Below are 11,671 nucleotides of genomic sequence, written 5' to 3' on the forward strand. Positions count from 1 at the left end.
GCCGCCAGACCCGGATCAGGCTGCGCTGCGCCGAGTCTCCGCTTCGGCTCCGGTGCAGAACGCAACCACCTCGGTGACTACCTGCGGATCGCGCAGGATGCGGCGATGCCCCAGACCCTGCGTCGTCAGCAGACGCGCCCCGGCCAGTGCAGCACATGCGGTGACGCCGTCTGCGTGGGCAACAATCCGGTCATCGCGGTCATGCACGACCAGACCGCGCAGACGCAATCGGCGCAGCGCGGCGCGCGTGGAGCAATCCGCCAGCGGCCGCTGATAGTGCCGCTCCAGCCGGCGCCGCAGCGCCGCAGTCGCCGGCGGCGGCAGCCCCAGCATGGCAGCCACGCGGGAAACCTCGTCGCCCAGGTCGCCTCCAGGTGCGAGCAGCACCAGCGATTCGGTCAGGCCGCGCGGATCCGCGCCCAGGTGTTCCGACAGATACACCGCGCTGGCGGCCGCCCCCAGAGAGTGCGCAATGATCGCGACCGGCGCACCTAGACGCGCCGTGCAAGCCGCGATGGCGCGCGCCATGTCGTGAACATCGGTCTGCGTGCCAGGCGATGCGCCGTGCGCGGGCGCATCCAGTGCGACCGCGCGCATCCCCGCCGCGGTGAGCGGTGCGACGAATGCCGACATGTCTGCGCTGCGTCCTTCCCATCCATGCATCAGCAGGACCCATGGCCGTAAAGCTGCGCCCCAGCTCAGCGCATGCAACTGCCGGTCGCAGTCGGCGATGCTCAGGATCTCGGCATTGCCAAGATCAACCGGCTTTGCGGCTCGATGCGCCGGCGTCAACATGCGACGCGCAACATAGTCACCGACCGCGGCCGGTGCCAGGCGCCCGCAGAGGCCGAAGATCAAGCGCAGCGGTAACGGCGCCGGATGCAGCGCGCTGGGCGCCGAGGTGTGGACAGCGGACTGACTGGACACTGCGCTCATCAAATCGCTCCTTGCTGTTGCAGGTGCGGTCGGTCGTGCTCGACCAACCGTGCGGCGTCACGGTTTGCGGCGTGCAGCGCACGCACTCGCGGGTCCATCAGCGTGTGCCACAGCGGCGGGACCAGCGCCAGAAACACCATCGAATAGAAACCCAACGGCAGCCGTGGAGCGCCCGGCGCCGGCACCAGCACAGCGGCCGGCAATGCCGGATTGCGGTGATGCCCGGCGTGGCGGCTGAGGTTGAACACCAGCAGCGCCGAAATTGGATCGCTGGCGTCCCAGGCATGATGCTCGGCCACTTTCTCGGGCCTGCCATCACGCATCGCTCTACGCAGGCCGTAGTGCTGCACGTAGTTGACCGCTTCGAGCAGATGCACCGCCATCAGGCACTGCGATACGAAGAACAGCGTCGCCAACGGCCCGAACACCGCCGCGATCGCTGCCAACAGCCCGATCTGGATCACGGCGTACTGCAACATGCGGTTATGCCGACTCCAGCGCGGCAGATGCCGGCGCTGCAGTCGCGCGCATTCGATGCGCCAGGCATCGTGCGGACCGCGCCACAGCATGCGACCGAAAAACGTCGGGAAGCTCTCGCCCAGCGCGGCGCTGCTCGGATCGGCGTCGGTCGCAACGTTACGGTGATGACCGTAGACGTGCTCGATGCGAAAGTGCATGTAGCCCGTCATTGCCAGCAGCGCCAGCCCCAGCGCGCGCTGTGCCGGATCGCGCCGGTGCACCAGTTCGTGCGCCGCCGTGATCCCGGCGGTGCCGGTCATGATGCCGGTCGACGACACCAGCGCAAAGAACTCCAGTGGGGTGACGCCAGCGGCCACACGCATGACCGCCAGCAGCACCGCAGCCTGAGCCAGGGCATAGACCCAGAATGTCCACGGCGCAAACAGATGCCGCAGGACCTTCGGATTCGCCCGCCAGCCCGGCGCCACCCGCGAAACCGTCCAATCGGCCAGCGGCACCAGCAACAGATTCAGCGCAACTGGCAACCACAGCCATACGCCGCCCATATACAAGGCCAGCGCCGCGGTGGCGGGATAGATCAGCGCCGGCATCACGCTGCCCTCGCCGTGAGTCCGGTCTTGCGCTGCGGCCGCAGATACTTGTCCTGGATACAGCGCATCACGTACTGCTGATGGAACCAGCGACGCGCGCGCTCGTGCATGTAGGCAATCGATGTCGCGTCGCCAGTGTCGTAATAGATCACGAAATCCTGCAGCTCCGGCCGTCCGAGCAGGTGCAACGGCGCGTGGTCCACCGGCACCACACCGAAGTCGACGAAGAAACGCAGGGTCTGCGCTCGGGTCATGCCGACGATGTAGTCGTAACCCAGCGCGTGCGCTTCACGCGCTGCGGCATACAGCATCATCCCGAGCAGGATCGTGGCACGCATCGGCGTGGCGATGACGACATTGTTGACCTCCAGCAGCCGCGCCTGAGGTCGTTCGACCGCCGGCTCCAGACTGAAATACGGACTGCTGCGCTCGGTCACTTCACTGAGCCGGAAGATGCCGACGATGGTGCCGTGATACTCGACGCCGAAGCAGCGCGACTGCTCGCCGGGAAGAATCTCGCGCGACAGAAAGCCCAGCGGCGCGTAGACCTGTTCGAGCAAGGCCAGATAGCGTTGCTGTTCGGCACGGCCATCCAGACGATGCACGCTGTAGGCCTGCGGACGCCACGCATCGATGCCGGGCATCAGAGAGCTTGTTGGCAAGCGTTCGGTCTGCATCGTTTACGCCGCCCGCGCCAACGTCGGCAATGGCACCCGGCCCTCGGCAACGTCGCGGAACATCTGACCGTAGTGGTGATAGGTCATGCGCCGTGCGTGGACGACATCGTCGAAGTCGGCGTCACTGGTGACGAACTCCTCGATCGCGCGACGCGCCTCCACCAGATGTTTCTGATCGAAGCCGGCATGGCTGCGCAGGAAGGTCACCGCGGCCTCGGGAATGCCATAGCGCTGCACCAGCATCTGGGCAAATCCGCCAGCGATCTCCGCACCCATGCCCTCGGTCGCGCTGGCGACGCCAAGGATCGCGACCGGGTTGCCGTAACTGGCGAGGAAGTAGTTTTGCGTGAACAAACCACTGGCGCCCGGCCCGGCCGGCGCCGCGACTGCGGCCTCAGCATCAACGCCCAGATTGCGCAGATCCTTCAGGCAGAACAGTTCGTGCCCGTGTTCCTCACCCGCCTGCTCGATGAACCAGGCGCGCAGCGCCCGCTTGCGGTCATCGCAGCGAGCGGCACCAAGTGCGAGGGTGCGCGAGGTGTGGCGCACCAGGTGAAAGGTCTGCACCAGATACGCGGCATAGTGCTCGCGGCTGACGCGACCCTCGCCCAGCATCTGGATCAATGGATTGGTGGCGATGTGCCGGACATAGTCCTCACGGCATGCCTCCACCACCTGCTCGAATCGTCCCATCGTCGTTCCCCGTGTTGCCATACCGACCGATGCGGTGCACCGGAATGACAACCATGATTCGAGCGATCAGCCGCGGTGTGTACCTGTCCGAACGGACAGGTTCTCCTCCCAGGCGATTCGGCATCTACTGGTGGATTTGCCAGCCGCGGGAAATTTGGGAATTTTGAGACTCAGCAGTTGTACGCGCGCTGTGTATTGGCAACCACACACACGCAGCGTTCGCAGTCGCTTACGAGGTCACCGGTCTCGCGCAAGGCGCATGGCCTCGACCTTGGGCACGGCGCTCCGGCCACTGCCACGTCGTTCGCACTCGCGCACGAGCCCACTGGACTCATGCACGCAGAGAGTGCTCATCCCCACTCAATCAGCCCCTGGGACAGAGCGACAGCGATGGCTTGCGAGCGGTTACTCGCGTTGAGCTTGCGCATCGCGTTGTGCAGATGGAATTTCACTGCGCGCTCGCTGCAGCTCATTTGCAGCGAAATTTCCCAGTTGGTCTTGCCGAACTTGGCCCAGTTCAAGACTTCGACCTCGCGCTTGGTCAGATCGGGAGTCTGTTTCAGTAGTCCGAGATGCACTTTGGACAGCGCGGCATTCAGGTGCGGCAACAGGTAGCGAATGATCAGGATGTGCCGTTGTTCGCTGGTCAGGTCGCGACCGGCACATGAAAAGAAGCTGCCGGAGGACGAGCGCAGAAAGCGCGCGCCGAACGAGAAGCCGTTGTCGAGACCGAATTCATGCGCCAGCCGATAGAACGCTTGATCTCCGCGCCGCTGATAGCGTTCGCGCAGGTCGGCCCAGATCAACGGTTTCTCGGTCTTGAACAGCAGGCGCGCCGCCGGGTCGATGTCCATCAGCCGTCGATCGCGGTAGGTCGTCAGCCAATCCATCGGGAAGTCGACGTTGATGCGTCGGGTCGTGCCGACGATCGCATCCTCACTGTCGAGCTCGGCGACACTGACATGCGCGTACTCAATCGGCACCAGCTGAGCCGTGCTTTTGATCAGCTCGCGAAACTGCTCCTCGGTACCAACCGACAGCGCGGTGTCGATCAAAGCCAGCACCCCGATCAGATCCGCCTTCGACAGCAACCGGCGTAATTCAGCGGCGGTCATTGATGTCGGCCCCCACGCTCAGCGGCTTGCGGGCGCAGCATCCCGGTTGACTGCGTCGAGCCCCCTGGAACCTACCGCTTGAACGTTCATGCCGTCGCTTCAATGCACTGATCTCGCCCGCATTATCCACACCCTGCACCTGTCTGGGAGCATTCCTTAGCAAATTTCCCACCAGGGACAATTGCCTTTACTCATGAGAATAATTATCGTTTAAGTCCCAGTGTTGCCAGGTGTCAATTCCCCGCCCAGCCCGACACGTCCACTCCACCGATCTGCTCAAGCGGAATCGACCAGGAAAGCACACGTCATGGATGGACTCGCCAGCGCGCTGATGCTGCTCGCACTGATCTGCTGCCACCTCGCGCAAACGCACGAGCGCGGTGACGGCGCGGCATTGGAATGGATGCTGGTTGCGCCCCTGTTCGCTGCCGCGGCTCTGATGATATGGCTACCGTCGCGCGGGACCGCCACATCCTTGTTGCTGTGGCTGTCACATATCGCGGCAAGCGGCGTCATTCTAATGGCACGGCGCCAGCCACGACGTTACGGGCTGATGCATCGTCCTGTCTGGACGCTCGGCACATTGTCCCTGCTCGGCGTCGCTCTGGGGTGGCAGCTGTGAGGCGGTGGTTAGTCCGACGCAGTGCTCTCAGAGAAGTCTGGTCGACGATAAGCGCACGATGCATTGGCCGTCCGCACGACAAAAAAACCGGACAGTGCTTGCACACTGTCCGGTCGGGAGAACCTGATCTGGAACCGATCAGCTTTGCATCGCCACCCTCAGTCCCCGCATGCCGCTGCGAATCGACTGCTCACGTGCAAGCTCGCGTTCCTTCGGAGTTGCATGGCGGCTATCCCAGTCGTTGAGCAGGGGCACCATCGCACGCTTGAACAGCGGCGGCACCAGCGCGACCAGAATCATCGTCAGGTAGCCATGCGGCAGCATCGGGGCATCGGGCATCGCCTGCAGCTTCCAGAACTCGGCCTCAGCTTCGGCATGATGATGCGAATGACGGGTCAGGCTGAACAGCGTCATGCTGCTGAGCATCTTGTTGGAGTTCCAGGAGTGACGCGGCTGAACCGGCGTGCTCGGATCCCGCACCAGTCCGTAATGCTCGAAGTAGTTGGCAATTTCCAGAACCGCCTTGGCCCACGCCGACACCACCGCAAACAGACCGACACCTGCCCAGCCCGCAATGTAGTAGGCCCCGACAAAGGGAACCACGCACATCAGGTTGCCACGCATCAGGCGGCTGTGAATCGGATTCCAAACAGACTTTCCGGTCTTGGCCAGGCGCGCCTTCTCCATCTTCCAGGCGTGGGCATAGCTGCCGATGGTCGAGCGAACGATAAACGGGTACAGACTTTCGCCACGCTTGGCCGTTGCCGGATCGGTCATCGTTCCCACGTTGACGTGGTGACCATAGACATGCTCGATCGCGAACGACACGTCGCTGCTGAACACCAGCATCCAGCGTCCGAGGAACATATCGAGCGGCTTGGACGTGCGATGCGTCAACTCATGGCCGACATTGGTTCCTGCGACCGCATTGAACAGACCCACGCTGAGAACACCACCGATCCACATGATCCAGCTATCGGTCGCGGCGCGGCCCGCAAACATGTCTATGCCCATGTTCTGCTGTACCCATGCGCCCAGACCCATCGGGTCACCGGACCCGGCCATCCAGATGAATACGCCATCCATGACCACGAGCAACGGCAACACCGTATACAGCGTCAGGTTGAGCAACCAAGTCGCGCCGAAATCGGGCTCTGACAGATCTTCCGGAAGAATGGCATCCAAAACGACGAAGCCGATGACCACCGCAAGAATCCCGAACCACATCCACCACCCACCCAACATGAGGGTGTACGTTATCCCCACCACCATCGCTGGCATCGCTAGCGATCGAATGTATTTCATCATGACCCTTCTCCTGCCTGGACTTATCTGACGACTTGACGGAAAACAGTCGTTTCCGCCGACGTCGCTAGATTTATTCACGGCGACTTCGCCGTCTCCTACCGTTGGATAGGAAACTGCGATTTGTTTTCTGCGATGCTTAGGGCATGGTCAGAATGGAACGAACCGAGGGCGATGCCTCAGCCGGCCTCTCGACGAGCGAGGGGGTGGTGTCGATCGTGCGCACGCGCCTGACGGATTCGGCGTGGCGCGAACCGATCCTGCTGATCGAAGCGCCTGCTGGCTATGGCAAGAGCACGCTTGCTCAGCAGATTTTCAAATCCTCGCCGCGCGGAACCAAAGCGATCGCACTGTCACTGAAGGCGGAGCACCGGAATCCCGGCGTGCTGCTGGCAGAACTCATTGATCTCCTGTCCCGCGGCAAGGGCAAACCCACGGCGGCATCAAGCGACCCCGCAGACCTGTTCCTGCGCCTCACGAAGAAGATTGAGAATTCTTCTCAGCGCCTGCGCCTGATTTTCGACGACGTCCATCATCTGGCCGGCAGTCCGGCCATGGCTTATCTCAGTCGCCTGCTGGGTGGCGCAGGTCCCAATCTGCAATTTGTCATGACGTCGCGGGAGTTCCGCGATCCGCAACTGGCGATCACCGACCTGTCTGCCAAAGGCATGGTGCGCTGGATCGGTCCCGAAGCACTGGCGATGACCGAGGGAGAAGCGCTGGATCTGGCCAAGATGCGCGCCGTACGGTGGCAACCTGAGCAGGTCCAGACGTTGGTGAAGACCATCCAGGGCTGGCCTGTCCTGCTGCAGCTGGCGTTATCGGGGGCGCCGTCCGCACTCGATCAAAGTCGGTTGGCGATGACCGATGCCGCGCCGGTCAGACGCTACATCGAGGACCGTTTTCTCTCCGGTCTGACCAGACCGCAGCATCAACTGCTCGCGGTGATGTCATTTGACGACGCCATCCCGGTCGAGATGCTGAACACTCTGGACATCGTCGTTCCGAAGGATGCGCTGGACAGTCTGGAACGGCTGGGCATCCTGCAACGGCTGCGCATGAACACCGGTCAAGAGGCGCTCAGCATTCACCCGGTGTTACGTGATTCGGTCCTGCGATCCGCGTCAGTCGAAACCCTGACGCAACTCAATCAACTGCGCCGCAGCGGCGCGCATTGGTGGCACGAGCACAACGATGTGCGCCGCGCCGTGCAATTGATGGTCGATGCCGGCGATGGCCTGCAAGCAGCCGAGTGGCTGCAGGAAATTTCGGAACGCATGGTGTTCCAGGCCGGATGGCACCAGACCTATCTCGATCTGCTGGAGTTGTGCCAGCCGCTGCCGCCCCATTTGAAAGACCACCTGGAAGAGCTTGCAGTCTGGGCGCTGATCTTTCAGCGCCGCCACGTGGAGGCCGAGCAGAGGCTCAAGCGCACCCGTTCGGTGACGGAAGCGGCCTCCGGTGTTGTTCTTCTGCAAAGGGGGGTGATCGCCGGCATGCGTGACGATCACCGCTCTGCCGCGGCATTCGCTGGCGAGTGGCTTCGCAACCACCACGGGGACGACTATCAGCAAGGCGTGGCCCGTGTGGTCGTAGCCTTCGAGCAGAAGTGTGAGTGTCAGTTCGATGAGGCAAGCCGCAATCTCTCGCTGGCGCGCGGCCTGTTCGCCAACATCCGCTCCGATTACGGCCTGGCCTGGGCGCACGTGGTATCGCTGCTGACCTTGCTGAAGGCGGGACGCCACCGCCAGGCCCGCGCGGAAATCTTTACCAGCCTCAAATCGATCTCCGGCGAGGACTGGGCTTCCAGCCAGCGCGCGATGCTCCTCGGCATTCAAGCGCTGCTGCATTACGAGCGCGACGAACTGGCCGAGGCGCGCGCAGCCCTGGAGGACTGTCTGCCGCTGCTGCCCGATCAAGGTCTCGCTGATGCGGTGATCTGCGGCTACATCACCGCGGCGCGCCTGCGCTGCGCCGAGGGCGATCTCGGCACTGCACTGGATTTGCTGGCCGAAGGCGAACATATCGGCGCGCAGCGCGGTTTCCCGCGACTGTCCAAGGCCATCGCCTCGGAACGCGTGCTCAGTCTGCTGCGTGCCGGTGCCATCGACCAGGCCGAGTCCACGGCTCACCTGGCGGACCTGCGTCCCGACAGCAACGCTCCGTTCGCAAAGGACCGTGGCGTTCGCCTGTTCACGCGTCTGGCACTGCTCCGGGGGGAGGCACGTCAGGCGGCAAGCCTGATAGCACCCATGGTCGCGCATGCCCGCAACTCGGCACAGCAGTTCAAGCTGTGCGAGTGCCTGCTGCTGAAGGCCGTCGCCAACTACGATCTCGGCAACACACCGCGGGCGCTGGAGCAGATTCACGAGGCGCTCAAGCTGGGAGAACTGGAGGGTTACTTCCGGGTGTACTACGACGAATACACCCTGCTTGCTCCGCTGCTGGAAACATACCAGTCCGAATATCGCGGACGCTGCAGTCCGCTCGCGCAGAAAATCCGCGAAAAGGCATCCCCGAGCCATGCCGAAAACACGCTGGACGCGTTGAGCGAGCGCGAGCTGCAGATCATCAAGTTGCTGTCTGAGGGATTGAGTAACGCCGAGATCGCCAACCGCTGCTTTCTCGGCGAGGGCACCGTCAAATGGTATCTGCACAACATCTACGGCAAGCTGGATGTCGGCAGCCGCATGGCAGCGGTCCACGCCGCCCAGCGTGCAGGACTGATCTGACCGCCGCCGTGGCGGCAGCGCGCAGGACCCCTATCCCAGAGGCGTCTATACCCTGCATCGATACGCTGCGATAGAAATCTTCGCGTGTCTCCTATCGATCGATAGGAGACGCCTCGATCCACGATCGATACAGTGATTTCAGATCAACCTGACCGTCACGGCCAGCGGCACGGGCCGAAGCAGGTCGGGCCAATAAGTACGAGAGGAGCCGTCATGCTGTCACGCCTGTTTCGCCGCTCGGCGGTCGACTGCACGATGCGGATCGTGCCGGCGGGCCGCGAAGTGAAGGTCAATGCCAAATCGACGCTGCTGCAAGCGGCGCTCGATCAGTCCATTCCCTTTCCCCACGACTGCCGTGCGGGCGGCTGCGGAAAATGCAAATGCCGTCTGGTCAGTGGGAAAGTCCGCGAGTTGACCGACAAGAGCTACATCCTCAGTGCGGAAGAGCTCAAGCAGAACTACATCCTGGCATGCCAGAGCACGGCCCAGACGGACGTGACCGTCGAGGTCGATATCGACGCCCGCGGTCGACCTGCGCACCCGGTGATCCATACGCGCGGGGAAATCACGGCACTTGACCCCCTGACTCACGACATCATGCGGGTTCAGGCCAGGCTGGAAGATCCCGCCATCTACACCGCCGGCCAGTACGCCGAGATCTATGTCCCCGGCGTAATCAAGGACGGGGCACGAGAAGCGCGAAGCTATTCGTTTGCGAGTGCGCCGGGAACGGCGGGCACGGTCGGAACCGTGTCGTTCTTCATCCGGCGAGTTCCCGGCGGCGGTTTCACCGAATGGCTGTTCAACGAGGCCAAGGTCGGCACCGTGCTGGAGGGACATGGCCCGTACGGCGATTTCTGGCTGCGGCCAGGCGATGCGCCGCTGCTGTGCATCGCCGGCGGCAGTGGGCTGGCACCGATCCTCGCGCTGCTGGAGCAGGCCCAAATCGAAGGCGTCACGCGGGACGTCACCCTGTTCTTCGGCGCCAGAGCACAGCGTGATCTCTATGCACTGGATCGCATCGAAGCGCTCAAGGCGAACTGGCACGGGAAGTTCGCATTCGAGCCGGTGTTGTCGGCCGAGACGGATGACAGCGGCTGGACCGGGCGCCGCGGCTTCATTCCGGAACACTTTGAAGCCGTGCTCGGCACCCGCATCGGTCAACATCATGCCTACCTGTGCGGTCCACCGCCGATGATCGACGCCTGCATCAAGGTCCTGAACGATGCGGGCATTGGAGAAGAAGGCATCTTCTTCGACAAGTTCCTGGATCGCAGTCACGTCGTCGAGGCCTAGCCGCTCAAGCCGCTTTGCCCGGCTGATCCACAGGTTCCGGGAAACAGGCATCTTTTCATTCGAACCTTCGCCGCCTGCTCGACGCAGATGCGGCGGCTTGCTCTCTCTGTTTGGGAAAAATGCGGCGACCAACGGCACTTTCCGGTGCGGTGGGGTCTAACTGCAGCACTGACGCGGCTGCGACGTTTGCAAGCTGCGTATGCTGACGGACTCCGGCAGCACCGCATATTCAAAGCCCGACGACACCCCATCACGGACGCCCCATGACCTTTGCAGATCAAACCGTCGCGCGCAGCGCGCGTGAACTCTACGCCAGCAGCCATCAGGGCATCCTGTCGACCCTTTCGCTGGAAGTCCCCGGCTACCCGTTCGGCTCGGTCATCACGTTCGCACCGGATCGTGGCGGACGCCCGATCATCCTGATCAGCGACATCGCGCAGCACACGCACAACATCAAGGCCGATGCGCGCGTGTCGTTGACGCTGACCGAGGGCGGCGACGATGTGCAGTCCACCGGCCGCGTCACCATCGTCGGCAACGCACATCCGGTAGCGGACGGCGAAATCGACGATGTCGCCGCGCGCTACTACCGGCGTTTTCCGCATGCGTCCGACTATCACAAGGCGCACGATTTCTCGTTCTTCCGCATCGATCCGGTGCGCGTGCGCTACATCGGCGGCTTCGGCCGCATTCACTGGGTCAGCGCGAATGAACTGTGCCTGGCCAATCCGTTCGACGAGGACGTCGAGGCCGGTATGATTGCCCACATGAATGTCGATCACGTCGATGCAATGCACGACTACTGCCGGCTGTTCGGCGTCGACCCGCAGAAGCAGCACCCGCGCATGACCGGTATCGATGCCGAAGGCTTCGACCTGATGCTCGGCAAGCGTCTTTTGCGCATTCCATTCGAACAGCCGGTGACGTCCGCCATCGAAGTGCGTCAGGCCATGGTTGCACTGGTTCAGCGCGCACGCAGCGAGTCTGCGGACACTCCATGAGTGAAGGCTGGACCCGCTTGCTGCGAGATCCGCGCCTGTCGCGGCTCGCTCAGCTGAGCTTCTGGTTCTTTCTGATCAAGGGCCTGCTGTGGCTGCTGGTGCCGGTCGCGTTGGTCTGGTTCGGCGGGATTACCGACTGACACCAATCCCGACACCACAATCCATCGCAAAGGCTGAGGTCTGCAGACGCGCATCGGCATGCATGCAGACCTCTTTTTGACACT

The 11,671-nt window shown here is 62.9% G+C and carries 11 protein-coding genes; 5 read left to right on the forward strand and 6 right to left on the reverse strand.

Annotated features, from left to right (window positions below; genetic code table 11):
- Nucleotides 1-15 precede the first annotated feature (15 nt).
- From E4T66_RS13900 to E4T66_RS13920, 5 genes are all read right to left on the reverse strand, one after another.
- A complete protein-coding gene (locus tag E4T66_RS13900; RefSeq protein ID WP_136849647.1) occupies nucleotides 16-936 on the reverse strand; it encodes an alpha/beta hydrolase in 921 nt (306 codons plus the stop codon).
- Nucleotides 936-2,006, reverse strand: coding sequence for an alkane 1-monooxygenase (locus E4T66_RS13905; protein WP_136849648.1), 1,071 nt, complete (start codon nucleotides 2,004-2,006; stop codon nucleotides 936-938). Before E4T66_RS13905 ends, E4T66_RS13900 begins: the two co-directional genes overlap by 1 nt.
- On the reverse strand, nucleotides 2,006-2,683 hold the full coding sequence (locus E4T66_RS13910; RefSeq protein WP_136849649.1) for a hypothetical protein: 678 nt from the start codon (nucleotides 2,681-2,683) through the stop codon (nucleotides 2,006-2,008). The genes E4T66_RS13905 and E4T66_RS13910 overlap by 1 nt, the downstream gene beginning before the upstream one ends.
- A gap of 3 nt (nucleotides 2,684-2,686) precedes the next feature.
- Nucleotides 2,687-3,376: a TenA family transcriptional regulator gene (locus E4T66_RS13915; RefSeq protein WP_169577624.1), complete on the reverse strand. Its 690-nt coding sequence runs from the start codon at nucleotides 3,374-3,376 to the stop codon at nucleotides 2,687-2,689.
- A gap of 350 nt (nucleotides 3,377-3,726) precedes the next feature.
- Entirely contained in the window at nucleotides 3,727-4,491 is a 765-nt protein-coding gene (locus E4T66_RS13920; protein ID WP_136849651.1) for a helix-turn-helix transcriptional regulator, read from the reverse strand.
- A gap of 307 nt (nucleotides 4,492-4,798) precedes the next feature.
- Between E4T66_RS13920 and E4T66_RS13925 the strand changes: the two genes are divergently transcribed.
- Complete coding sequence (locus E4T66_RS13925; RefSeq protein ID WP_136849652.1) at nucleotides 4,799-5,113, forward strand: hypothetical protein; 315 nt, start codon at nucleotides 4,799-4,801, stop codon at nucleotides 5,111-5,113.
- A gap of 138 nt (nucleotides 5,114-5,251) precedes the next feature.
- Here E4T66_RS13925 and E4T66_RS13930 read toward each other — a convergent pair whose 3' ends face one another.
- Entirely contained in the window at nucleotides 5,252-6,418 is a 1,167-nt protein-coding gene (locus E4T66_RS13930; RefSeq protein WP_169577625.1) for an alkane 1-monooxygenase, read from the reverse strand.
- Between the two features lie 155 nt (nucleotides 6,419-6,573).
- On the opposite strand from E4T66_RS13930, the gene E4T66_RS13935 reads away from it, so the two are divergent.
- The 4 genes from E4T66_RS13935 to E4T66_RS21385 all read left to right on the forward strand — a co-directional run bounded on the left by E4T66_RS13935 (nucleotide 6,574) and on the right by E4T66_RS21385 (nucleotide 11,587).
- The gene (locus E4T66_RS13935) at nucleotides 6,574-9,150 is read left to right on the forward strand and encodes a LuxR C-terminal-related transcriptional regulator (protein WP_169577626.1); all 2,577 of its coding nucleotides are present in this window, start codon (nucleotides 6,574-6,576) and stop codon (nucleotides 9,148-9,150) included.
- A gap of 213 nt (nucleotides 9,151-9,363) precedes the next feature.
- Complete coding sequence (locus E4T66_RS13940) at nucleotides 9,364-10,446, forward strand: 2Fe-2S iron-sulfur cluster-binding protein (protein ID WP_136849655.1); 1,083 nt, start codon at nucleotides 9,364-9,366, stop codon at nucleotides 10,444-10,446.
- 263 nt (nucleotides 10,447-10,709) lie between these two features.
- Nucleotides 10,710-11,447 (forward strand): HugZ family pyridoxamine 5'-phosphate oxidase, encoded by a 738-nt coding sequence (locus E4T66_RS13945; RefSeq protein ID WP_136849656.1) that lies wholly within the window; start codon nucleotides 10,710-10,712, stop codon nucleotides 11,445-11,447.
- Nucleotides 11,444-11,587: a hypothetical protein gene (locus tag E4T66_RS21385; protein WP_169577627.1), complete on the forward strand. Its 144-nt coding sequence runs from the start codon at nucleotides 11,444-11,446 to the stop codon at nucleotides 11,585-11,587. The genes E4T66_RS13945 and E4T66_RS21385 overlap by 4 nt, the downstream gene beginning before the upstream one ends.
- The last annotated feature ends 84 nt before the right edge of the window (nucleotides 11,588-11,671 follow it).

This window comes from Sinimarinibacterium arenosum (assembly GCF_005047655.1).
Classification (GTDB): Bacteria; Pseudomonadota; Gammaproteobacteria; order Nevskiales; family Nevskiaceae; genus Solimonas.